The 23,711-nt window shown below is 73.2% G+C and carries 20 protein-coding genes; 6 read left to right on the top strand and 14 right to left on the bottom strand.

Annotation, left to right across the window (positions count from 1 at the left end; translation table 11 throughout):
- Positions 1-111: 111 nt before the first annotated feature.
- On the top strand, positions 112-1,068 hold the full coding sequence (locus tag L6E12_RS04785; RefSeq protein ID WP_236226649.1) for an LCP family protein: 957 nt from the start codon (positions 112-114) through the stop codon (positions 1,066-1,068).
- Positions 1,069-1,166: 98 nt separating this feature from the next.
- Here L6E12_RS04785 and L6E12_RS04790 read toward each other — a convergent pair whose 3' ends face one another.
- Entirely contained in the window at positions 1,167-2,327 is a 1,161-nt protein-coding gene (locus L6E12_RS04790) for a hypothetical protein (protein ID WP_236226650.1), read from the bottom strand.
- 190 nt (positions 2,328-2,517) lie between these two features.
- Between L6E12_RS04790 and L6E12_RS04795 the strand changes: the two genes are divergently transcribed.
- The 4 genes from L6E12_RS04795 (at position 2,518) to L6E12_RS04810 (ending at position 7,602) form a co-directional block, all read left to right on the top strand.
- Complete coding sequence (locus L6E12_RS04795) at positions 2,518-3,546, top strand: NAD(P)/FAD-dependent oxidoreductase (protein WP_236226651.1); 1,029 nt, start codon at positions 2,518-2,520, stop codon at positions 3,544-3,546.
- A gap of 156 nt (positions 3,547-3,702) precedes the next feature.
- Positions 3,703-4,629, top strand: coding sequence for a TIGR03564 family F420-dependent LLM class oxidoreductase (locus L6E12_RS04800; protein WP_236226652.1), 927 nt, complete (start codon positions 3,703-3,705; stop codon positions 4,627-4,629).
- Between the two features lie 123 nt (positions 4,630-4,752).
- Complete coding sequence (locus L6E12_RS04805; RefSeq protein ID WP_236226653.1) at positions 4,753-5,640, top strand: alpha/beta hydrolase; 888 nt, start codon at positions 4,753-4,755, stop codon at positions 5,638-5,640.
- Between the two features lie 81 nt (positions 5,641-5,721).
- Positions 5,722-7,602, top strand: coding sequence for an FAD/NAD(P)-binding protein (locus L6E12_RS04810; RefSeq protein WP_236226654.1), 1,881 nt, complete (start codon positions 5,722-5,724; stop codon positions 7,600-7,602).
- A 403-nt stretch (positions 7,603-8,005) separates the two neighbouring features.
- Here the strand turns inward: L6E12_RS04810 and L6E12_RS04815 are convergent, their stop codons facing one another.
- The 4 genes from L6E12_RS04815 to L6E12_RS04830 all read right to left on the bottom strand — a co-directional run bounded on the left by L6E12_RS04815 (position 8,006) and on the right by L6E12_RS04830 (position 11,390).
- Positions 8,006-8,785: a SigB/SigF/SigG family RNA polymerase sigma factor gene (locus L6E12_RS04815; protein WP_236226655.1), complete on the bottom strand. Its 780-nt coding sequence runs from the start codon at positions 8,783-8,785 to the stop codon at positions 8,006-8,008.
- Complete coding sequence (locus L6E12_RS04820; RefSeq protein WP_236226656.1) at positions 8,785-9,177, bottom strand: ATP-binding protein; 393 nt, start codon at positions 9,175-9,177, stop codon at positions 8,785-8,787. The genes L6E12_RS04815 and L6E12_RS04820 overlap by 1 nt, the downstream gene beginning before the upstream one ends.
- Before the next feature lie 137 nt (positions 9,178-9,314).
- Positions 9,315-10,499 carry an L-tyrosine/L-tryptophan isonitrile synthase family protein gene (locus L6E12_RS04825; protein ID WP_236226657.1) on the bottom strand — a complete coding sequence of 395 codons (1,185 nt, stop codon included), beginning with the start codon at positions 10,497-10,499 and terminating at the stop codon, positions 9,315-9,317.
- A 228-nt stretch (positions 10,500-10,727) separates the two neighbouring features.
- A complete protein-coding gene (locus L6E12_RS04830; RefSeq protein WP_236226658.1) occupies positions 10,728-11,390 on the bottom strand; it encodes a TetR/AcrR family transcriptional regulator in 663 nt (220 codons plus the stop codon).
- Positions 11,391-11,543: 153 nt separating this feature from the next.
- Between L6E12_RS04830 and L6E12_RS04835 the strand changes: the two genes are divergently transcribed.
- A complete protein-coding gene (locus L6E12_RS04835) occupies positions 11,544-12,140 on the top strand; it encodes a hypothetical protein (protein ID WP_236226659.1) in 597 nt (198 codons plus the stop codon).
- A 90-nt stretch (positions 12,141-12,230) separates the two neighbouring features.
- Here the strand turns inward: L6E12_RS04835 and htpG are convergent, their stop codons facing one another.
- The 9 genes from htpG to L6E12_RS04880 all read right to left on the bottom strand — a co-directional run bounded on the left by htpG (position 12,231) and on the right by L6E12_RS04880 (position 23,652).
- Positions 12,231-14,126 (bottom strand): molecular chaperone HtpG, encoded by a 1,896-nt coding sequence (gene htpG / locus L6E12_RS04840; RefSeq protein ID WP_236226660.1) that lies wholly within the window; start codon positions 14,124-14,126, stop codon positions 12,231-12,233.
- Between the two features lie 74 nt (positions 14,127-14,200).
- Positions 14,201-14,680 (bottom strand): hypothetical protein, encoded by a 480-nt coding sequence (locus L6E12_RS04845; RefSeq protein WP_236226661.1) that lies wholly within the window; start codon positions 14,678-14,680, stop codon positions 14,201-14,203.
- A 90-nt stretch (positions 14,681-14,770) separates the two neighbouring features.
- Positions 14,771-15,340 carry a hypothetical protein gene (locus L6E12_RS04850; protein WP_236226662.1) on the bottom strand — a complete coding sequence of 190 codons (570 nt, stop codon included), beginning with the start codon at positions 15,338-15,340 and terminating at the stop codon, positions 14,771-14,773.
- Positions 15,341-15,467: 127 nt separating this feature from the next.
- Positions 15,468-15,947, bottom strand: a complete 480-nt coding sequence (locus L6E12_RS04855; protein WP_236226663.1) for a hypothetical protein — start codon at positions 15,945-15,947, stop codon at positions 15,468-15,470.
- Positions 15,944-17,080, bottom strand: coding sequence for a hypothetical protein (locus tag L6E12_RS04860; RefSeq protein WP_236226664.1), 1,137 nt, complete (start codon positions 17,078-17,080; stop codon positions 15,944-15,946). Before L6E12_RS04860 ends, L6E12_RS04855 begins: the two co-directional genes overlap by 4 nt.
- Entirely contained in the window at positions 17,080-19,164 is a 2,085-nt protein-coding gene (locus L6E12_RS04865; protein WP_236226665.1) for a hypothetical protein, read from the bottom strand. Before L6E12_RS04865 ends, L6E12_RS04860 begins: the two co-directional genes overlap by 1 nt.
- Positions 19,161-20,909, bottom strand: a complete 1,749-nt coding sequence (locus L6E12_RS04870) for a hypothetical protein (protein WP_236226666.1) — start codon at positions 20,907-20,909, stop codon at positions 19,161-19,163. The genes L6E12_RS04865 and L6E12_RS04870 overlap by 4 nt, the downstream gene beginning before the upstream one ends.
- Entirely contained in the window at positions 20,909-21,559 is a 651-nt protein-coding gene (locus tag L6E12_RS04875) for a hypothetical protein (RefSeq protein WP_236226667.1), read from the bottom strand. Before L6E12_RS04875 ends, L6E12_RS04870 begins: the two co-directional genes overlap by 1 nt.
- Positions 21,556-23,652 (bottom strand): hypothetical protein, encoded by a 2,097-nt coding sequence (locus tag L6E12_RS04880; protein ID WP_236226668.1) that lies wholly within the window; start codon positions 23,650-23,652, stop codon positions 21,556-21,558. Before L6E12_RS04880 ends, L6E12_RS04875 begins: the two co-directional genes overlap by 4 nt.
- Between the last annotated feature and the right edge of the window lie 59 nt (positions 23,653-23,711).

Here is a 23,711-nt window from a genome sequence, read left to right on the forward strand (position 1 = left end):
ACATGGCGGGCCTGTCCGCCGAACGGGTGAGGCGCGGTGGCGGTCACCGGTGTTCCACCTGATGAAGTCATGTCTTGGCTTAGCCCGTGCGGGTGACGCACACTGACCCGTATGAGACTGCGCGCGGTGACCGTGTTCGCCCGGCTGCTGGTCGCCGTGGCGGCGGTGGCGGTCGTGGCGGGCCTCGGCGTCGGCTGGGCGGTCAGCTCGGCGTTCACCGACGGCGTCGCCACCCTCCCCGGCGACACCCTCTCCGGCCTGACCGACCGCCCCGCCGAGGAACCGGGCGACCCGCTGACGATCCTGCTCATCGGCAGCGACGAGCGCACCGGCGAGGACGCCGGGTCGGGCATCACCGGCAGGCGCGCCGACACGATCATGGTCCTGCGCGTCGCGGCCGACGACAGCCGCATCGACGTGGTCTCCATCCCCCGCGACTCCTGGGTTCCGCTGCCCGGCCACGGCGCGGCCAAGGCCAACGCGTCCCTGGCCTACGGCGGGGTGCCGATGACGGCCGGGCTGGTGGAGGGGCTGACCGGCTGGCGCCTCGACCACGTGGTGCTGGTCGACTTCACCGCCGTCCGCGAGATCACCACCCACCTGGGCGGGGTGACCGTGCAGAACCCGGTCGAGACCACCGACCCCCGCACCGGCACCACCTTCGCCCAGGGCCGGATCACGATCGCGGGCGAGGACGCGCTGACCTGGGTCCGCCAGCGCCACGGCCTCGACCGGGGCGACCTCGACCGCATCGACCGCCAACAACAACTCCTCCAGGCCGTCGTCGACGAGTTGCTGACCCCCGACACCCTCGCCGACCCGACCAAGCTCCGCCTCGTCCTTGCCGCCCTCGGCTCCCACGTCACGCTCGACGCCGACCTGACCGGTCCCCGACTCCCCCGGACCGCCGCGAGGATCGCCGACGTCCCCGCCGACCAACGCCACTTCCACACCGCCAAGACCGACGGCTCGGCCCGCTCGGCGGACGGACAGGAATACCTGGTCCTCGACGAGCAGGACCTCTTGGCCCTGTGCGCCGACATTACCGCGGGCAAGGAGCCCGCCTAGGGCCTGTCCTCAAAGCCGACCACCTGAAAACCGCCAGCCCGGCTGCCCATCCACCCAGCCGGGCACACCAGCAAAACCCCGGGCTTTGAGGACACGGCCTAGCGCTTGGCCCGCCAGGTGGTGGCGAGGTAGATCTCGGGGTACAGGGGGTTGAACTTGGAGGCGAAGCTGACCCCGAGGATGAGGCCGCCCTCGGTGATGCCGCTGACCCCGGAGAAGGGGAGCGGGAAGGCGCCGTCGAGGATGGTCAGCCTCCCGTCCTTCCAGAGGAAGCCGTTGCTCTTGCGGGTGCCGTCGCGCGTGTCGACGACCGTGCCCACGACCTCGCCCGCGCTGTTGATCCCGGAGATGCCCAGCTCGTAGGTCGCGTGCGGGGTGCCCGGCGCCAACTCCACCGCGGCACCGTCCCGCCACACCACGGCCGTGCCGCCGGACCGGCCGCCGACGAGGCCCGCGTCGCTGATCCTCGTCGCGGTCGCGCCGGTCTCCCCGGCCAGGGCGGGCAGCACCGTCGCCCCGTTGTCGCTCCACAGCAGGGCGAGGATGTCGCGGGTCGACGGGCTGGTCTGCACCTCGGCCCACCCCACCGCGTCGCCCGAATCGTTGATGGCGGTCACCTCCGAGCGCAGCGTGCCCGACGGGGTGGGCAGCGCGGCGCAGACCCCCGCGGCGGTGCACTTCGTCGCGGTGGCGACCCAGCCGGGGTAGGTGACCGCGATGGTCTCCCCGCTGTTGTTCATCGCGACGGCCCGCCCCTTCTCCCCCAGCGGCAACGGCGTGAGCGCCCCGCCGCGCAGGACCCCGTACTGCGAGGGGCCTGCGCCCACGTTGTAGGTCAGCAGGACGGTGCCGTCGTCGGCGATGGCCCGCCCGATGGCCCTGGAGGCCCCCGCGGGCGTGATGTCGGTCGGTGTCCCCTCGCCGTCCCACACGATCGCACGGGACTGCGCGTAGTCCCCGGTGCCCACGAAGGTGGACCCGGTGAACGACCCGCTCGCGTTGATCCCGTTCGCCTGTCCCCCGACCCCCGTCAGGACCTTCGTCTGACCGTCCTTCCACAACACGACCCGCGAATCGACATCGCCGACGATCACCCCCGTGTCGGCGGACAAGCCCAGTTGGCTTTTCTGGAAGAGGGGGGTGCCGAACGGGATGGACGGACCGGAGGCCCCGGTGGCGGCACTGGCCTGGGCGGCGGGCAGCGCGCTGAGGCCCACGGCCAGCAGGGTCGCCGTGAGGGTGAGGCGAGAGGTTCTCATGAGTCAGATAATGACATTATTCGACTAGGGGTGCCAGGGGTCGACCCAGGGTGAGTGCCACTCGTTTTACGGGTCGGGTTCACCCGCTGGGAGTGCTCCACGATTTGCTGATTGAGCAAAGAAACTTGCCGTTCAACCGGACCCGGCGGAGTGTCGGCAGCACACCACTGGTCGGACCGAGGAGTCACCCATGCAGATCGAGAACAGCTACGAGGCCGTGGTCGTGGGCGGCGGCACAGCCGGTCTGTCGGCAGCGCTGGTGCTGGGACGCGCGCGCCGCTCCGTCCTGGTGATCGACGCGGGCAAGCCGCGCAACGCACCCGCGGGCCACATGCACGGCTACCCCTCACGCGACGGGATGCCACCCGCCGAATTCCTCGCGGCGGTGCGGCAGGAGGTATCGGCCTACGGCGTGCACGTCATCTCCGACGAGGTCACCGAAGTCGTCCCCGACAACGAGCACGAGTTCGACCTGACCCTCGCCGCCGGGCAGCGGGTCCACGCGCGGCGGCTGGTCGTGGCCACCGGTCTCGTCGACGAGTTGCCCGATGTCCCCGGCGTCGCCGAGCAGTGGGGCAAGGACGTGCTGCACTGCCCGTACTGCCACGGGTGGGAGGTGCGCGACCAGCCGATCGGCGTCCTCTACCCCAAGGCGGGCGGGGTGCACCAGGCGCTGCTGTTCCGCCAGCTCTCGGAGGACGTCACCGTGTTCCTCGACGGTGTGGACGAGAACGCGGTGCCCGACGCGGAGTGGCAGTTGCTCCGGGCGGCGGGCATCTGCGTCGTGCGCGGGAACATCGAACGGCTGGAGGTCGCCGAGGACCGGCTGACCGGTGTGCGGCTCACCGACGGGAACTTCTTCCCCCGGTCCACTTTTGTCGTGCCGCCCCGCATGGTCCCCCGCGACACCCTGCTGTCCGCGCTCGGCGCGAAGATGGCCGAGACCCCGTTCGGCCCGTTCGTCGCGGTCGACGCCATGGGGGCGACCAGCGTGCCGGGCGTGTGGGCGGCGGGCAACATCACCGGCCCGGCCGAACAGGTCGTGAACGCGGCCAGCGCCGGGTACCGGGTCGGAGCCGCCGTCAACACCCAACTGGTCTTCGCCGACGCGGAGCGCCGGGCTGCACAGCAGCGCACCGAGGTGTTCACCCCGGAGAACGAGCGGGCGGTGGCCCGATCCCGCCCGGGCCTGATGGCCGAGGAGCGGTGGGCGGGCTGACCGCACCCGGCAGGCACCCACACCGCCGCCCGCTCACCCGCCACCGCCGACCACGGCAACCCGTCTGGAACCGATTCGACCGGGTGTTGATTCCCGCTGTCCCAGCCTGTGGCCGATCCCGCGCCGGCGCGCGGTCGCGTCGCAGAATCCGGCGCCATGACAACGGAACCGAAGAAGATCGGCGTGTCCCTGCACGCCGCGTCCGGCACGGGCAACCTCGTCGACGACGTGGTCGGCTTCGCGCGGGCCGCCGCGGCGGCGGGCGTGGGCGCGGTCTGGCTGGGGCAGCGCTTCGACTACGACGCGGTGGCCCTGGCCGGGATCGTCGGCCGGGAGGTGCCCGGGATCCGGGTCGGGACCTCGGCGGTGCCCATCTACGGCCGCCACCCGCTCCCGCTGGCCGCCGCGGCGCAGACCGCCCAGGCGGCCACCCACGGCCGGTTCACCCTCGGGGTCGCGCTCAGCTCCAAGGCCCTGGTCGAGCCCGTCTTCGGGGTGCCGCACCACGCGCCCGCGCGGCACCTGGCCGAGTACCTGACCGTCCTGCGCACCGTCTTCACCACCGGCGGGGTCGACCACGAAGGCGAGACGCTGACCGCCCGCTCCCCGCTGCCGACGGCCCTGCCCGGCGCGGAACCGCCGGACGTCCTGGTCGCCGCCATGGGGCCGCGCGCCCTGGCCACGACCGGCGAACTCGGCGACGGGATCCTGCCGTTCCTCGCCGGGCCGCGCGCCCTGGCCGAGGAGATCGTCCCCACCCTGCACCGGTCCGCGGCCCGGCCGCAGCGCGTGGTGGCGCTGGTCCCCGCGGTCGTCACCGACGACCGCGACACCGTCCGCGCCGCCGCCGAGGAGTCGCTGGCCTTCTACGACACCATCCCCTCCTACCGGCGGGTGGTGGCGCTCAGCGGAGCGGAGCGGGCGGCTGAGCTGGCGCTGATCGGCGACGAGGAGGCGGTCGCCCGGGGCATCGAGGACTACTTCGCGGCGGGGGCGACCGAGGTGGTGGTGACCCGGACCGACCTGGGCGGCCCCGAGGCCCAGCACCGGACCCTGCGGCTGCTCGGCCGGTTGGCCGACTGACCGGCCGCCGACCGCGGGAGCGGTGAAACACCCGTCCCGGGTCCGCGATCCACCCGGACAGGGGTGGCCGGGCGGCGGGGGAGGAAGATCAACCGCCGTCGGACTCGGACTGGGATGTGGTGGATGCGCGAGATCGAGATGGCTGTGGACCTGCCGGACGACGGCGGGGTGACCGGCACGCTGGTGCTGCCGGACGGGGACGGCCCGCACCCGGCCGTGCTGCTGCTGTGGGCCGGGCGGGTCGACCGCGACGGGAACCGGCGGGCGGGGGCGCTGGGGTTGGGGCCCGCGGTGGCCGGGGGGCTGGCCGCGCGCGGGATCGCCTCCTACCGCTACGACCGCACCGGGACCACGGACGCCCGGTGGCGCGCGATGGGGTTCTACGACCACCGCGAGGTCGCGTCCGCCGCGCTGGCGGCGCTGGCGGCGCGGCCCGAGGTGCGCGGCGTGGGGCTCCTCGGGCACAGCGAGGGGGCGCTGCACGCGCTCGGGTTGGCCGCGCGGAACGAGGTCGACGCGCTGGTGCTGCTGTCGTGCCCGGCGCGCAGCGGCAAGCGGGCGTTCCTCGACAGCGTGCGGCACTGGACCCCGGCCGACCTGCCCCGGCGCAGTCGGCTGCTGCTGCGGGTGCTGCGGCGCACCGCGCAGGAGCAGATCACCAGGGAGGTCGCGCGCGCCGAGGCGGGCGACCCCAGGGTGGACCGGTCGCTGCGCGAGTTCGTGCACCACGACCCGTGCGCCGACCTGGCCGCGGTGCGGGTGCCGGTGCTCGCGCTGACCGGGGAGAAGGACATCACCGTCGACCCCGACGACCTGGCGGTGATCGCGGACCTGGTGGCGGGGGAGGTGTCCGTGCGGCGCGTCCCGGACCTCACCCACCTGCTGCGACGGGACCCCGGGGTGCCGTCGCGGGAGGACTTCCGCAGGCAGCTCGCCGAACCGGTCGACCAGGAGGTGGTGGCCGAGGTGGCGGGCTGGCTGGCCCAGCGGATGGTCGAACGGGTGCACTGAGGCCGTCCCACTGGGTGGGCGGCCCCTCGCCCGCCGGACCGGAAACCTACTGTCGGTGGGGGACCGGATCGGAGGGGCGCGGTGGCAGCAGACGACCGGGTGTCCGTCGCGGTGGTGGGCGCGGGGCCGAGCGGGGTCGGGCTGGTCGAGCGGATCGCGGCGAACGCGCCGGAACTGTTCACCGGTCACCTGACCGTGCACCTGATCGACCCGCACCCGCCCGGCGCGGGCCGGGTGTGGCGCTACGAGCAGTCCCCGCTGCTGTGGATGAACTCCATGCCCGAGGACGTCACCATGTTCCTCGACGAGTCGGTGCGCTGCGCGGGCCCGGTGCGCCCTGGCCCGACCCTGGCCGAATGGGCGGCGGGCATCCGCGCGGCGGGCGGGGAGGGCGTCCCGGAGGACCTGCGCGCGGAGTTCGCCGAGGCCGCCCCGACCCGCTTCCCCACCCGCCGGTTGCAGAGCGCCTACCTGGACTGGTTCTTCCGCGGTGTGCTCGCCGACCTGCCGCCCACCGTGGAGGTGGTGGTGCACGAGGACACCGCGGTCGACGTCACCGGCGATGCGGGCGGGCCGCAGTCGGTGCGGCTGGCCGAGCGCGCCGAGCCGCTGGTGGTGGACATGGTGGTGCTGGCCATCGGGCACCTGGACGTGGACCCGAGCCCGGCGCAGCAGGCGCTGGCCGAGTACGCCCGCGAGCACGACCTGCGCTACGTCCCGCCCGCCTACACCTCCGACATCGACCTGTCGTCGCTGCAACCCGGCGAGGACGTGCTGGTGCGCGGCTTCGGTCTGGCCTTCATCGACCTGATGGTGCTGGTCACCGAGGGCCGCGGCGGCCGCTACGAGACCGAGGGCGGCGCGCTGGTCTACCACCCGTCGGGCAAGGAACCCCACCTGCACATCGGTTCCCGGCGCGGCGTGCCCTACCGCGCGAAACCGGAGTACCGGCTGCGGGCACCGTTCGCAGCGCTCCCCCGCTTCTTCGACAACGCGGCGATCGCGGAGCTGACCGCGCGGCCGGAGCCGCTGGACTTCCGCCGGGACCTGTGGCCGCTGATGGCCAAGGACATCGGCTGGGCCTACTACACCGAACTGTTCACCGCCCACGCCGAGCGGACCGGCCTGCCGTTCACCGAGTTCGAGGCGGCGTACGCGGCGGCGGAGTGGGACAGCCCCGAACTGCGCGCGCTGGTCGAGGCCGCGGTGCCCGCCCCCGAGGACAGGTTCGACCCGGACGGGCTCGACAAACCGCTGGCAGGCTTGACCTTCCCGGACCGGGAGGCGTTCACCGAGCACCTGCGCTCCCACATCACCACCGACCTCGCCCGCCGCGCGAACCCGGAGTTCAGCGCCGACATGGGCGCGTTCCTGGGCCTGCTGGTCAGCTTCGGGCAGCTCTCGCGGGTGGTGGCGTCGGGCAGGCTGACCCCGGACGCGCAGATCGACGACGTGGACGGCTGGTGGTTCGGCTTCTTCAGCTACTTCGCCAGCGGCCCGCCAGGACCGCGGCTGCGGCAACTGCTGGCGCTGTCCCGCGCTGGTGTGGTCTCGTTCGTCGGACCGGACATGTGGGTGCGCCCGGAGAACGGCCGCTTCGTCGCCGGGAGCCCGTCGGTGCCAGGGCGGCAGGTGGGCACGGCCCTGGTGGAGGCGCGGCTGCCCGCCCCGAGCGTGCGCCGGGCCACCGACCCGCTGATCGCCGCCCTGCGCGACCGGGGCGAACTGGTGGAGGAAGAACTGACCGGTGGTCGCACCACCGGCCGGATCACCATCCGCTCGGTCGGCGACCTGGTCGACGCCACCGGGACGACCAACCCCAGGCGCATCGCCATGGGCCCGCACACCAGCATCCGGGCGGCGGGCGCCTTCTCCCGCCCCCACACCAACGCCCCCGGCTTCCGCCGCACCGACGCGGTCGCCCGAGCGGTCCTGCAACGCCTCAACCCGACAACCCCGTAGGACCTGCTTCGCAACCCGCCTACCCGACCACCAGCCGCCCGAACCCCTACCGGCACAGCAACAACCAGCCACACCGAACCTCACCGGCGCAGCCGCCGACCACCTGCGGAACCGCTGACCCAGCTACGCAGAGGCCCGGGTGGGCGGATGCGCTTGACGGCCAACCAGCCACCCCGAAAACCGCCAGCCCGGCTGCCCAACTGCCCGGGTGGGTGGATGTGTTTGGCCGGGGGTGGCGATCATGTGCAAGCCTGCCCGGGCTGTGGGGCATCTCTTCAGCCCCACTCGGTCACACTGGGCGCATGATCGCCGTAGGGGCCCCGGCCAAGCACATCCACCCAGCCGGGCGCACCAATACAAAGACCCGGTCTTGATCACACAAAGACCGGGTCTTGATCGAGCGCTACATCTCCGGCCCCAGCTTGCCGCGCAACCGCTGGAGCGTCTGCGAGAGCAGCCGCGACACGTGCATCTGCGACAGCCCGACCTTCTCCGCGATCTGCGACTGCGTCATGTTCCCGTAGAAGCGCAGCGTCAGGATCGTCCGCTCCCGCTCCGGCAGCGCCGCGACCAGCGGGCGCAGCGACTCGTGGTAGTCGACCTTGGCCAGTTCCGGGTCCTCGGCGCCGAGTGAGCGCACCAGCGGGCTCTCGCTCTCCCCGTCCTCGCGCGACTCGTCGACCGACATGGCCTGGTAGGCGTTGGCCACCTCCAAGCCCTCGTAGATCTCCTCCACCGGCCGGTCCAGGTGCCGGGCCAGCTCCGAGGGCGACGGGGCGCGGCCGAGCTGCTGGAACAGCGCGCCGGTGGCCGAGCTGATCTCCAGGTGCAGTTCCTTGAGCCTGCGCGGCACCCGGATCGACCAGCTGCTGTCGCGGAAGTAGCGGCGGACCTCGCCCATGATGGTGGGGATGGCGAAGGACAGGAAGTCGGTGCCGCGCTCGGGGTCGAACCGGTCCACCGCGTTGATCACCCCGACCACCGCGACCTGGCGCAGGTCGTCGGTGGGCTGGCCGCGGTTGCTGAACCGGACGGCGATGTGCTCGGCCAGCGGCAGGTGGCCGGTGACCAGCTTGTCGCGCAGCACCGCCCGCTGGCCGGGGTCGGTGCACGCGGCCAGTTCGACGAACAGGGGAGCCAGGTGGTCGTACTCGCTCGACCTGGTCCGCTCGGTCGTGGGCATCAACCTTCCCCGCGTCGCTTGGTGAGGCACATGGTGAGCCTGGCTGTCCCGGCAGGCCCCTCGTGCACTTCCGAGGTCACCGAGTCGGCCAGCACGGACATGATCTCCCAGCTCATCGTGTCCCGCGAAGGGTGGGACGAGCGGGAGTCCACACTGGCCCGGACGGCGAGGCCGCCGGGCCGGGTGTCGATCTGGCAGTCCAGGGTGCTGCCCAGCACGGCGTGCGTGATCAGCGTGGAGCACATCTCGTCCACGGCCAGCCGCACGTCGCTGATGTCGTCGATGGTGAAGTCCTCGACCATCGCGACGTTGGCCGCCATGGCGCGCACCACCGGCAGCAGGGCGAGGTCGGCGTCGAACTCGACCCGAACCCGTCTTCCGCTCGCGATCATCTGGGGACCTCACCTCCGTCCGGTCCCGGATACCCGCCCGCCCCCCGTGGAAACCTCGTCCATCCGAGTCCACTGTGGAGGGGCGCGGGCCGATACCGGGCGCCGTTCCGGTACAGCTCAGTACCAGATCGTCGGCGTCATTCCGGGCAGTGCAGGTAGAAACTGGTGATCCCGCGGTCGTCGACAACCCGGCGCATGTCCTGGCGACCGTGCACGAACATCTCCGGCCGCACCCCCATCCGGTACCGACCGGTCTTCACCGAACGGCTCAACACCCCGATGCCGTGGTAGGGCAGGAGCCGGGCGCTGAACTTGTACTCGGGGAAAATGCGCAGTCCCAGAACCGGGATCGGCTTGGTGTGGATCGTGGCGCGCACGGCCCCCGGGAACGCCAGTTCTTCCCATTCCAGATCCGTCGCGGCCAGTTTCATCGCCCGGTACTCGTTGAGCGCCCAGCGCGAGCGCTCCCGGATGCCGTGGAAGTGCTCCCCCCGGTCGAGGTAGGTGGCGCGCAGCTCGGCGTAGGACAGGCCCAGCTTCCGGATGTCGATGCTGGCCATCATGCTGGTCAGCCACCGGTCGTGTTCGTCGGCGGTGATGCCGTCGGCGCACCGGTCGAGGCGCAGGGCGCGGAACCAGGCGTCGAAGCGGCGCTGGAACTGCGGGACGACCGGTTGCAGCACGTCGGACATGTCGTGCAGGCGCAGCACCCGCCCCAGGCCCAGCTCCCGGATACGCTCGCGCAGCTCGGTGACGTAGTTGACCGCCTCCACCGAGGTCACGCCGAACGGCGAGCCGTAGAAGGTGCTGTCGGAGATGATGTGGACGACCGCGCCCGGCTCGTGCAGCCGCCCGAGCAGCTCGGCCAGGTTGGCCAGGTGCAGCAGGGCGACGTCCTCGGCGGCGGTGGCGGCGGTGAGGTCGAACCGCTTCACCGGGTTGCCGATCACGCAGAACGCCGGGAGCACGACCTCCAGCCGCCGCCCCTCGCGCACGCATGCCTCGACCCGCGCCCGCCACGGCGAGGCGCCGCCACCGAAGGCCGCCCGCGAGTTGAACTGGAATGCGCGGTGGTTGAGCAGCGCGAGCAGCCGCTCGGCCGGGCCGTCGGCGCGGTGCCGGTCGAGGAACCGCTCCCAGGAGAAGCGCGGGGTGACCGCCGATTCCAGCACCAGCGCGCGCAATTCCGCGTCCAACCGCCGCGGCGGGCGCACCGGTTCCCCGGTGGGGTCCGCCTCCGGCCATTCCACCGCGCGCAGCAGCGCCGAATTGGTAATGGCCTCGCCGTGCGCGGCGACCGCGGCGTAATCGCGGCCTCGCATTTCGATGGCCCTGCCGAACGGAGGTCGAATGGACACCGCGAATCCCCCCGATTGCCGACGTTGCAATACGGCCAGCATTCGGCGGGGAACCACGTCGTGTCAAGCGCGGGAAAGTTCCCGTTCCTTTTCTGACCGGGCCGTGAGCAATTTACCTCCGGCGTTCTATCACCCGGGTCACCCGTCGGGCACCGCGGCGGACCGGTGCGCTGCGCCCGGCCGGGTGGCCCCTCAGGGAGCCGGGCGCGGTTCGAAGAAGACCATGAGCGTGTCGGTGAACACGTCCTCCAGGCGGGGCAGCGCCGCGGCGCCCGCGGTGTGCAGGCAGTCGCGGATGCGCTCGGCGGTGCCGCCGACGTAGAGGTCGAAGACCTCCGGCGCCACCTCCCGCACCCTCGGGTCGGCCGCGCGGGCCCGGCGGTGCAGGGCGCGGAAGATGTCGGCGAACCCCCGGTTGACCGCGGTGGTCCGCTCGACCAGCGCGGGACCCGCGCACAGCGTCTCGATGTAGAGCGACCAGGCCGCGGCGGGGTGCTCGGCGAGGGCGGCGAGGAACGCCCGCCAGGACAGCCGGACCCGCCCCTGCCAGTCGTCGCGGGCGACCGGGTCGAGCGCCGAGCGCAGCGAGACCCCCACGCCGAGCACCGCGGCCTCGAAGGCGGCCAGGAAGCAGGCCTCCTTGCCGTCGAAGTGCTCGTAGAAGGTGCGCCGGGAGACCTCCGCGCGCACGACGATGTCGTTGACGGTGGTCGCCGGGTACCCCTTGACGGCCACCACGTCGAGGATGGCCGCGACCAGCCTGCTCCGCTGGGAGGCGGCGATGTCCTCCCGGCTCAGGCCGTGCCTGCCCCGGGGCAACTGACGCTCGGACCGTCCGGCCCGCCTGGAATCCACCGACCCATTTTATCATCCGGCAACACCCGGATTCCGTCAAGCCTTCCACTCTCCACAAAATCATCCGGATTGATTGCCATCGGCTCACGGGAATGATTACAGTCCTCCTAGGAACACCGGAGTTTCCAGATGGATGGGAGTTATGGGATGCAGGTGCGAAAAGCACGGGCGGCCGGGGTCGCGGTGGCGGCGGCAGCGGCGGTCGGGGCACTGCTGGTGACCTCGGGGACAAGCAGCGCCGAGTCGGTGGAGCTGAGCTACACCGCCACCGGGCAGACCGGTCTGACCGGGTTGGGCGCCACGCTCCCCCTGGGCCCCGGCCAGGCGGACGTGCGCGGTGACCTGCAGGGGGGCGCGCTGAGCGGGACGATCGCGCTCCCGGAGACGCGGACCAACTTCATGCTGGCGGGGGTGCTGGACACCCACGCCAAGGTGAAGGTCACGCAGGTCGGCGGGCTGACCGGGACGCTGGCCGCGGGCACCGTCGACGTGACCGGGAAGTTCGACATCCAGATCACCGAGGTGGGGCACTTCAACATCGGCATTCCGCTGCCGAATTGCAAGACCACCGCCCCGGTGGAAATCAAGCTGAAGTCGTCGGGGAACTTCAACCCGGCCGTCGGCGGAACCCTCACGGGCAGCTACCGGCTGCCGAAGTTCGCCGACTGCTTCGTCGACACCGAAATCATCAACTTCCTGGTCGTCGACAAGGAAAACCCCATCACCATCGACCTGAAGGTCAAGCAGTAGCCGGTCCGACCGCGGGATGCCACCCGCACGACCAGGAGCCCCGGCTGTGGTGTGCCGGGGCTCCTGGTCGTGCGCTGTGCCGGTCGGGGGCTAGAGCGAGCGCTCCAGCCGCCCGGCCAGCAGGCGGATGAAGCGGGCGGAGTCGGCCAGCTCGCCGCCCTCGGCCAGCACCGCCATGTCGTGCAGCAGCGACGCGGTCTCGGCCAGCGACTCGTCCTCCGGGCGGTCGGCGTGCGCGGCGCGCAGGCCCGCCACCAGCGGGTGGGTGGGGTTCAGCTCCAGGATGCGCTTGACCTGGGGCAGCTCGTGCCCCATCGCCCGGTACATCTTCTCCAGGTTCGGGGCGAGGTCACCGGAGTCGCCCACCACGCAGGCCGGGGAGGTGGTCAGGCGCTTGGACAGGCGGACCTCCTTCACCGCGTCCTTGAGCGACTCCGACATCCAGGCGAGGAAGTCGGCGTACTCGGCCTTGCGGTCCTCGTCCTCCTCGGAGTCCAGGTCGACCTGGCCCTTGGCGATGGACTGGAACTGCTTGCCGTCGTACTCCGGGACGGCGTCGACCCACATCTCGTCGATGGGGTCGGTCAGCACCAGGACCTCGTACCCCTTGTCCCGGAACGCCTCCAGGTGCGGGGAGTTCTCGATGACCGACCGCGAGTCCCCGGTCATGTAGTAGATGTGCTGCTGGCCCTCCTTCATCCGCTCCACGTACCCGCGCAGCGAGGTGGGCTGCTCCGGGTCGAGGGTCGAGTCGAAGGAGCAGATCTCCAGGATCGCGTCGCGGTTGTCGGTGTCCTGGACCAGGCCCTCCTTGACCGCGCGGCCGAACTCGGCCCAGAAGGTCTTGTACTTCTCCGCGTCCGCGCCGCGCAGGTCCTTGACCGTGGACAGGATCTTCTTGACCAGGCGGCGGCGGATGAGCTGGATCTGCCGGTCCTGCTGCAGCGTCTCCCGGGAGACGTTCAGCGACAGGTCGGCCGCGTCCACGACACCCTTGACGAAGCGCAGGTACTCGGGGATCAGCGACTCGCAGTCGTCCATGATGAAGACGCGCTTGACGTAGAGCTGGATGCCCCGGCGGGCGTCGCGCATGAACAGGTCGAGCGGGGCGTGCGAGGGGATGAACAGCAGCGCCTGGTACTCGAAGGTGCCCTCGGCCGACATCTGGACCGTCTTGAGCGGCTCGGCCCAGTCGTTGGCGATGTGGCGGTAGAACTCGGCGTACTCCTCGGCGGTCACCTCGCTCTGCGGGCGGGCCCAGAGGGCCTTCATCGAGTTGAGCGTCTCGACCTCGGTGGTCGGCTCGCTGTCTTCGTCGACCGCGGGCTTGGTGGTCTCCATCCGGATGGGCCAGGTGATGAAGTCCGAGTACCGCTTGACGATCTCCCGCAGCTTCCACGGCGCGGTGTAGTCGGTGAGCTGCTCCTCGGCGTCGGCCGCCTTGAGGTGCAGGGTGACCGAGGTCCCCTGCGGGGCGTCGGCCACCGGCTCGATCGTGTACGTGCCCTCACCGCCGGACTCCCACCGGGTGCCCTCGGTCTCCCCGGCGTAGCGGGTCACCAGCTCGACCTTGTCGGCCACCATGAAGCTGGCGTAGAACCCCACCCCGAACTGCCCGATCAGGTCCTGCGCCCCCGCCGCGTCCTGCGACTCGCGCACCTGCCGCAGGAACTCCGCGGTGCCCGACTTGGCGATGGTGCCGATCAGCCGCACCACGTCGTCGCGGGTCATGCCGATGCCGTTGTCGCGCACGGTCAGCGTCCGCGCGTCCTTGTCGACGGCCAGCTCGATGTGCAGGTCGTCGGTGTCGACCTGGAGATCCTTGTCCCGGAACGCTTCGAGGCGCAGCTTGTCCAGCGCGTCCGAGGCGTTGGAGACCAGCTCGCGCAGGAACGCGTCCTTGTTCGAGTAGATCGAGTGGATCATCAGCTGCAAGAGCTGCCGGACCTCGGCCTGGAACTCGAACGTCTCCACCTGGGCGGTCACTTTTTCCTCCTAGCAAGTCCAAAGTCCGCGCGCGATGTTACCGGCCGCCCCGGGTGGGGCGGCCGGTAGTTCCCTCAAGCCTCGTAGTGCGCCCGGATGTCGATCCGCGGCCCGGTCGGCGACCCGCTGTGCACGGTCACCTCCACGTCCAGGGCGCTCACCCGCCCGGTGACCGGGTCGCGCTCCAGGGTGCTGATGGTGAACTCGGCGGGGCCGTCCCCGCCGCCGAGCCCGTCGGAGATCAGGTTCACCCCGGCGGCCTCCGGGTGCAGCCGGAAGTTCCCCCCGGTGTAGTTGCCCACGCCCAGCGGAGCCCCGCCCGCCCCGGCCAGCTCCACCCGGAACCAGTCCCACCCCGAACTGTCCTCACCGTCGACGACCAGCACGCCGTCCAGCTCGAACGCGCGCACCTCGTCGGTCGGCTCGGTCCAGGTCCGGCTGCCGGAGACCGGCCAGGCCCCCGGTTCCGCGGTGTACCCCAGGGACGACGGGTCGCCCGCCTGCGCCAGGCTCACGACCAGCGCGGTGACGGCCCCCAGTACGGCCATGCCCATGGTGTTCTCCCCTCCAGCCGCACCGGGTCGGTGCGGGTCGGGCCCACCATCGCCCACCCGGCGCCGTGCGCGGTGGGGAACCCCCGGACATCACCCACTCGGCGCAGAGCCGCGCAATCCCACCGCGGCGGCGACGGCGGCGGGGCTGTGCCAGGTGCCGTCGGGGAGCTGGACGCAGAGCGCCTCGACGAAGTGGGGGTCCAGGGTGGCCAGGGTCCGGTGGACGGTGGTGACGGGGATGCCGCCGAGGCGGGGCTGGGCGCGCATCAGCTCCCGCACCCGGGCGGCCCGGCACGCCGCCGCAGCGGTGGGGGTGCGGTGGTGGGCCAGTTCGCGGGTCCAGTGCTTGCCCAGGAGCAGGTCGGCGTGGTTGCGGCCCGCGGCGTAGGACATGCGGGTCCGGTGGGCGGGGGTGGCCACCCAGGTCAGGACCAGGGGGGTGCGGCGGCCGGGCGGGTTCAGGGCCAGCGACTCCAGGACGGCGATGAGGCGCAGGGCCTCGGTCGGGAGGACGGGGGCGTGGGCGGGCAGCAGCAGGAGCGCCGCCGCACCGGCGCCGGGGAGGTCCTCGGGGGCGGACAGGTGCGCGGGGGTGCCCAACGCGGTCCGGAGGGTGTCGGCGGCGGAGGTGTCGGTGCCGTCGAGGATGGCGACGCTCATGCCGAGCCCGCCGGGGTGCCGGGGCGGGCCGCAGTGGCGGAATGCGCCGGGGTACCGGGGCGGGCCGGGGCGGCAGGGCACGGCGGGGTCTCGGAACGCGCCGCAGCGGCGGCGGGGGTGGGTGGGGTCATGTCAGGAGGAACAGTTCCACCATGACCTGGCCGGGGGCCCCGTCGCCGCCGAAGTAGGGGCGGATGTCGACCGTGGTGCGCAACTGGGGGAGGTTCGCCGGGGTCACCACCGCTTTGAGGCGTTCGGAGAGGCGGGTGCCCTGGGCGGGGTTGGCGGTGGTGGACTTGCCGAACAGCAGGATCAGGCCGACCCGGCCCTGCGGGCCGACCGTGCGGTCCAGGGCGGCGCGGAAGTCCGCGAGCACCGTCGCGTCGTCGGCGGTGGCCGGGATGGTGAAGCGGACCGTGGTGAGGGCCAGGCCCTGCGAGGGGGCGGTGGTGGGGGTGTCGGCCACCGGTGGGGTGAGGACGACGGCCGAGGGGGCGGTGACCTCCGAGCCGATGGCGATGACGACCAGGACCATGGCCAGTTCCGCGAACAGCCAGCCCGCCGCCCCGATCGGGCCCGCGTCGCCGCGGGGGAAGCGGCGCTTCACCGGTGGTCGGGGTGGCGGAGGCCGTCGGCGACCATGGTGAGCCAGTTGACGTCCTTGATGACCTCGCCCAGGCGGGCGGCGGTGTCGCGGGTGGCGGTCGCGGCGGTGTCGAGCTTGGTGGCGGCGCTGGCGACGGCGGTGGCGGCCTCGGTGAAGGGTTCGCGGGCGGTGGCGAGGGTGCTCTGGTGGTCTGCGGTGCGGGTGGCCAGGGCCGCGGCCTCGTCCAGGCGCGTGGTGGCCTCCTTCAGCACGGCCTCGGAGCGGGAGGTGGTGTCGGCGGCGGTCGCGGCGGCCGAGGTCACCGCCTCCACCGCGTCGGTCATCGGTTTGACCTGGCGGGCCGTCTCCGCGACCGAGCGCTCCAGGCGGCTGTCCAGGTCGGCCAGGCGGTCGGCCTGCGCGCGCAGGTCCGGGACCGCCGCCGCGAGGCGCTCGACGACGGTCGCGAGCCGGTCGACGACCGAGGCGGCGGTGGCGAGGGTGTCGGTGGCCGCGGCGAACTTCGCCGACGCCGCGGTCAGGTCGGCCGCGGCCTGGCGGGTGACCTCGACCGGGGAGGCGGGGGCGCGGCGGGAGCGCAGGATGGTCAGCGGGGGCAGGAGGTCGACCTCCAACTGGTGCACCACCCGGTCCAGCTCGTCCGCGGCGGCCTGCTCGCGGGCGGGCTTGCGGTAGCCGAGCATGATCCACACGACGGTCAGCACGATCACCGCCGAGAGCACGAACGGGCCCCGGTACCACGGTTGGGCCAGCCAGTCGGCGAAGAACGACGGGCGCGACCCCACCGGCACCGCCACGTACTCCTGCACGTACAGGAACTCCGCGGCCCCCAGCAGCACCCAGGTCAGCACGACCGGCAGCAGCACCAGGCCGCTCCCGGCCCGGCTCACCGGGTGCTCGACGATGCCGCGCAGGTACCCGGGCTCGCGCAGCCGCCACACGTCGGCGTCGCGCTCGACCCGGTTCGGGTCGTCCTCGGCGGTGCGCGCCTCGGCAGCCGCCGCCTGCAACACCGTGGTGAGCTGCGCCAGGTGCGGTGGTCGGGTGGACGGGCGGGTGCCCGCGATCCGGTCGACCCGGTTGAGGGCGGTGGCGACGAGCACGCCCACCCGCCCGGCCGCGGAGGTGTCCATCAGCCCAACCGCGCGAAGAAGAGCTGGTACAGCACGAACACCACCACGGCCGCGATGCCGATGATCAGCGCCAGCCGCAGCGCGGGCGGCAGCTCCTGCTCGCGGCCCACCCGGCGGGCGCGCGGCACCGGGACGGTGTTGCCCGCGGGCACCGGTTCGTCGAGCGGTTGCGGTGCCACGGTGTCGGCCTCGGCGCGCCGGTAGCGGTCCGCGCCGAAGCCCTGGGCGCCGTACCCGGCCTGGCCGCTGGGACCGAAGTCCCCGGCGCCCGCGCGCCGCTGCCTGCGTCCGCTGTGCAGGGAGTTCCCCTGCGAGTCGCTCTCGCCCCACCCGGGGTCGCCGTGCGCCGCCTCGCGGTACGGATCGCCGGGGAACGCCTCGGTGCGCGCCTCCGCGGGCGCGCGGGAGGCGGTGTTGACCCGGTCGGCCGCCTCCAGCAGCAGGCCGCGGCCCACCTCGGAGACGTCGAGCCGGTCGGCGTAGTGGCTCAGCGCCAGCGCGAGCAGCCCGTCGGGGAGCAGCCCGTGTTCGCGCAGCAGCCCGAACCCGCCCTCGACCACCGCCGACTGGTCCTGCGGGCGGCGGTCCACCAGGTCGGCGACCCAGGTGTCCATCGACCCGCGGCCTCGGTCGGCGTGCTCGGAGTTGTGCGCCAGCACCGTGCGCACCAGCCCGCGCCGGGTCGACTCCTCCCCCGCCACGTCGAGCAGTTCGGCGGTGACCGCGACGCTGACGAAGTCCAGGCGCCCCACCAGGTCCCGCAGCACGCCGACCTGGTCGCCGGTGGAGCGCAGGTAGTCGCGCTGCCGCTGCGCCAGCCTGCCGCGGCGGCCCAGGGCCACCGCGATGGACTCCACCGACGGCGGCAGGTCGTCCGCCCCGATGCCCAGGGATTCCAGCCACAGCAACGACATCGCCAGGGCGCGCGGGTCGGCCAGCGGGCGGCCGGGGGCGAGCAGGGTGCGCTCGACGAAGGCGACCCGGTCGCGCTGCTCGGGCACCCAGCGGCGCACCGCGTCGCCGAGGACCTCGGGCCAGCGCGGGAAGCGGGACACGTCCGCGGGCGGGAAGCTGATCGGGTTGCCGCCCTCCTCGTGCCGGGCGAACAGGCCCTCGAAGACCACGTCGACCAGTTCGCCGGGCACCCGGTCGGCCACCAGGTGGGCGATGGCGCGGTCCGGGTCGTCGTGCGCCCAGCGGACCACGGCCGGGTGCGCCCGCGGGGTGAGCAGCCGGGCCGGGGCCTCCTCCAGCAGCCGCGGCACCTCGTGCGCGGCGGGCACCAGCGCCTCGCGGGCCACCTTGTCCACGAAGGACCGCATGTCCGGCAGGCCGCGGTACTCCTCGCCCAGGCTCACCTGGTCACTGGCCTGTTCGGCGACCCAGCGCAGCGCGGCGGCGTCCTGGTCGTCGCGCGGGCCGGGCAGGTGCGCCGACTCGCCCAGCCAGTGCCGGGTGCGCGCGGCGCTGTCGCGGTCGGCCAGCTCGGCGGGCCAGTGCCCGGAGACGACGTTGTAGTCGTCCAGCACCGGCGGCTTGAGCAGGAACGTCGACCACACCCGGGAGCGGACCACCTGCCGCGGCAACACCTTCAGCAGCACCGCGATCGACCCGGCCACCTCCAGCGGTTCCCCGTCGAGCGGGACGCGGGCGGTGTCGTCGGTCAGCGCGGCCAGCGGGGCGAGCAGGTCCCTGGGCACGGGGGGCGAGCACGGCACCTCGCGCACCGGCTCGGGGGCCAGCCGCCCGTCCTGGCCGACCATGGTCAGCCCGTGCAGCCACACGTCGGCGGGTTCGTGCCGGGCCGGGGTGAACAGGAACTGGCAGCCGCCGGAGCGGCCGAACGCGCCGCCGCGGCCCTGCACCGCGAAGCACCAGTGCGGCCCGTGTTCGTCCACCTGCGCCCACACCAGGCTCCACGCCTGGTGCGGGCCCAGGTCGGCGGTCGGCTGCACCACCGGGTACTTGATCAGCTTGTCGGCGGCGGAGACGAACGCGGCGGGCGGGCGCGGCCTGCCCGGCGGTTCGTGCAGCACGAAGCCCGCGCCGCTGCCGCCCCACTCGACGATCGTGGACTCGTTCACGGCCGCACCCTCCGGAGCATGCAGAGCAGCAGTTGCGACAGCGCCGCGGAGCGGGTGTCGAAGTCGGGGAACGACGCGTCGGAGTCCATCGGCTTGATCAGCTCCTCGCTCGACCCGGGGACCGGCACCTCGCCCAGCGCCGAGCAGAGGAAGAACCGCGGCTCCCGCCACGGCTGGCTCAGCAGCATATCGATGTTCTGCTCGAAGCCCAGCCCGTAGGCGATGCCGCAGCCCAGCGCGGACATCACCAGGTCGCGCAGCCGCAGCACCCCGCTCTGGCCGGGCACCAGCGACCCGGCCACGTGGTCGTCGAGGGTGGGCACGGTCAGCCGCCCCGGCGGCAGGACCGCCTCGGGGACGCCCTCGGGCACGTCGATGACGCTGCCGCCGCCCCCGTCGACCAGTTCCCAGAAGGTGTCCGGCTGGTCGTGGTGGTTGACGATGGCGTCGGCGAACTGCCAGGCGACCCTGGTGCCCAGGGCCGGGTCGTGCGCGAACCCGGCGATGCGCCCGATCACCTGCCGCCAGGCGGCGTCCTCCACCACCACCGACGGGTGCGGGCCGCCCGCGCGGGCGGCGACGTCGGCGAGGTAGCGGGCCGTGCCGCGCACCACCGCGTCGGTGCTGCCGAGCTTGCGCAGCGAGGCGCCCCCGGCCAGCGCGTGCCGGATCAGGTCGGCCTTGGTGACGCAGACCAGCAGGTACTGCACCGGCCCGACGTCCTCGGAGATGGTGCCCAGCTCGGTGAGGGTGCCCGCGAGTTGGCGCTGCACCACGTTGCGCTCGCGGCGGACCTCGTCGGTGCGGTCGTAGAGCAGCCCGTCGGGGCGCATGCTCGCCGCCAGCGAGGTCCGGTCGGTCCCGGCGGGCAGGAACTTGGGGAACGGCGTGCAGACCACCGGGTCGATCGTCCACACGAGGGTGCCGTAGTTGCGCAGCAGGAACCGGTTGTGCAGGCTCTGCACCGCGTTGCTGGCGAAGCTCTCCCCGGCGAGGTCGGCGACCGCGGCCATCACCCGGCGGTTGCCGATCTGGTAGCGGCGCACGATGGGCTGGCGGATCCGCTGCCCCCAGGAGTCGCGGTCGACGCCGTCGCGGCCGAGCAGTTCGGTGTGGATGTCGAGGATCTGCTGCACCACCCCGGCGGCCACGTTGTCGGTGAGGAACTCGTACGGCATCAGGTCGCGGGCCAGCGTGGGCTCGATGGTCATGCCGCGGATCTCGGTTTGCAGGTACTGCCGCTTGAGCAGTTCCAGCGGTTCGGCCTCCAGCAGCCAGTCGGCGTTGTAGACCGACACCTGCGCGGGCGGCACGGGGGTGTCCACGTGGGTCAGGCCGCTGATCGTCAGGTGCTGGCTGAGGGTGCGCAGCATCAGGTAGCTCTTGCCGGTGGCGGCCTGGCCGATCGCGGCGATCACGTCGAACTGGTCGACCCGCCAGGTCGGCATGGCCGCCGCCCCGCCGGTCACCACGTGCTCCAGGAACACGTGCCCGTCGCCGCAGACCCGGTAGACCAGCCGCACCCGCGCCGGGTGGAAACCCGGTGACGGCGGCCAGAAGCGGGACCCGTCGAACAGGCTCAGCCGCCAGTCGACCGCGCCGCGCTGCTCCACGCACAGCTCCAGCCGCAGGGCGGGCCTGCGCGGGCGCCCGTCGGGCTCCCGGGTGCGCGGGGTGCCCAGGTCGTCGTCGCAGGCCGGGCAGCGCAGCAGCTCGCCCCCGCGGCCGTTCGTCGGGTGGTTCATCAGGCCCCCAGGATCCACACGGCGATCGCGATCAGCACGGCGGCCAGCGGCCACAGCAGCACCGCGCACACCAGCCAGCCCTGCCGCCGCCCGACGACCCCGGCGCGGACCAGGTGCTCGTGCAGGTGCGGTTCGGCGCGCGCCTCGGCCAGCCGGGCGGTCGCCTCCTCGTGCGAGACCCAGTTGCCGACCGCCCGGGTGGTGACGTCGTCGAGCTGCGCCGGTCGCACGGCGGCCAGTTCCCCCGACAGCGAGCCGGGACCGAAGCGCAGGTACCACGCGCGCGGGCCGGACTTCGGCCGCGCGGGCGCGGCGGCGGGGGCGGGCGGGCCCGCGGGGCGCGGCGGACCGCCCGACGGCCTGCCCTCGGGCACCCGGAACATCACGGCCTCGCGCTCGGCCCCGGTGAGCGGCGAGCGCCGGTCGGGTCCGGGCACGCCGCCGGGCACCGGGGCCTGCACCTTGGTGGCGTTGGCGCCCGGCGGGACCGGGTTGCGCGCGGCGGGCGGACCCGGGCGCCCCGAGCCGCCCGGGGGCGGCGGGACCGGACCCGGGCTGGTCATCTTCTGCGTCCGCGCGGTGGACATCTCCGGTGCCTGCGGTTTCGGGGTCACCGGCTCGGTGCCCGACTCCTCGGGTTGAGTGCTCATCGGCCCGCGATCACCCCGATCAGAACGACGACGGCCACCAGCAGCGGCAGCGCGCCCGCCAGCCAGACGACCCTGCGGAACTCCCGGTGCGCGATCTCGTCCTGGTGCGCGGCGACCCGCTCCAGCACCGCGGGCACCCAGGCGTTGAGTCCGCGCGGCGTGGACCGGACCTCGGCCCGGATGCGGCGCAGGTGCCCGGCGTACTCCCCGGCGAACACCGGCGCGGCCTGCTCGGCCACCGGCTCCGGGGCGGGCACGCCCAGCGCGTCGAGTTCGCGCAGCCAGCCCACCGCCGACCACTGGTCGCCCACCAGGGCGTCGTACTGGAACGGCGCGGCGAGGACTTCGACGAAGCGGGCCCAGCGCGGGTCCGGCCACCAGGTGCGGATGGCGTCGGTGACCACGGTCGGCTGGTCGATGGGGCGCCTCCCGTCCTCGTCGTCCTGCACCAGGAACGCCACCCGGTCGCTGCCCGCGAGCGCGCCCAGCACCACCAGCGCGAAGCCGAAGCGGTCGTGCTCGCGCAGGTCGGCCGGGGTCTGCCCGTCGTAGGAGCGGCGCCACTGGGACATGATCCGCGGTGCGGCGTAGGTCGGCGTGAGGCGCAGGTCGACCAGCCGCTCCACGGTGCGGCAGACCGCGTCGCTGTCGATGAGGACGTAGCCGGTGCCGCCGGAGTCGCGCTGGTTGCGGCAGACGTTCTCCGGTTTGACGTCGCAGTGCGCGATGCCCAGCTCGTGCAGCCGGTCCAGGCCCTTGGCCAGGCTGACCAGGTCGTCGAGCTGCTCCAGGCCGGGGGCGACCCGGCGCAGCGACGAGTCGGCCCAGCCGACCTTGCGCAGCATCGGCGACACGGCGATGACGTAGCAGTGCGGCTGCGGCTGCTCGGGCACGCCGAACCAGGCCGAGAGCCGGTTCTCCGGGTCGTCGCTGACGTCGCGGTCGGTCACCGCGACCTCGGTGCGGCGCAGCTCGCCGCGGTAGTCCGCGCCCGGCTGCACCAGCGTCACCGGTGCCACCGCCCACGGCGGGGCCTGCCCGGTGCCGCCGACCGCGGCGTTGGCGGTGTCGACCAGCGCGGCCTGGGTGCGCAGGTAGCGGCGGAGCTGGTCGGCGTGCTGCGGGGTGGCGCAGCGGTAGACCTTGACGTGCCACTGGTCCTCGCGCGGCCCGCGCCACTGGCCGCGGGTGTAGAGGACCTGCACGTCCAGGTGCGGGCTGTGGCCGTCGGGGCTGGCGGACTGGATCGGGAAGCGCCGCTCGGCGGCCTGGTTGCCCGGCTCGGGCGGGGCGATGCGCAGCGGGTGGGTCTCGTTGTCGACGGTCAGCCACACCTCGTGCGCGGAGCCGTCGCCGGTGTCCGGGGTGCCCGCCTGGGTGGGGCTGGCGGGCGCCCAGTCGGCCAGCTCGTACTCCAGCCTGCTCAGCGCCTGCCCGGTGTCGGCGAGCTGGTAGCCGATCCACCCGCGCGGGGCGACGGCCAGGCCGGTCTCCAGGTTCGGGTGCAGCAGCACGTCGTTGACCAGGACGGCGATCTCCGGGCGCTCCCAGGTGCGGCGGGCCATCAGCTCGCCGTCGACCATGCGCAGCGACAGCAGCGGGCCGCTGGGCACCGCCGCCATCGACTGCGGCAGCACGAACCCGATGCCGCCGCGCCGGTCGGCGGGCCGTTGCAGCGGCAGCCACCGGTCGGCGGGCTCGGCGAGCAGGTAGTCGAACCGCAGCCCGCCGAAGGCGAAGGTCAGCAGCCGCTGGCGGACCAGCGGACCGCGCGGGCGGGGTCGTTCGGCCTCGGCGGCGGCACCGGCGTTGGTGACCGGCTCGCAGCGCACGTCGTAGCCGTCGGGCAGGCCGGGGGTCACCTCGAAGTACACCTGGGTGACGACGTCGCCGAAGCCCGCGCGCACCTCCTCCAGGGTCTCCCTGACCGCCTCGATGGCCTGCGGGGTCAGCGGGGTGTCGGTGCGCACCAGCACCCGGACCAGCACCTTCGCCCCGGCCGGGGCGGACGCGGACGCCAAGTGCCTGCGCAGCTCACCGCCCGCCGCCGCGCGCACCTGCTCCTCGAAGCGCGGCCGGTCCCGCTCGGTCATCGCCCCGCCCCCGTTGCCCGGATGACCGCCACTGCCCGGACGACCGCTGTTCTCCCGCT

It is taken from the genome of Actinokineospora sp. PR83 (genome assembly GCF_021056305.1).
GTDB lineage: Bacteria > Actinomycetota > Actinomycetes > Mycobacteriales > Pseudonocardiaceae > Actinokineospora > Actinokineospora spheciospongiae.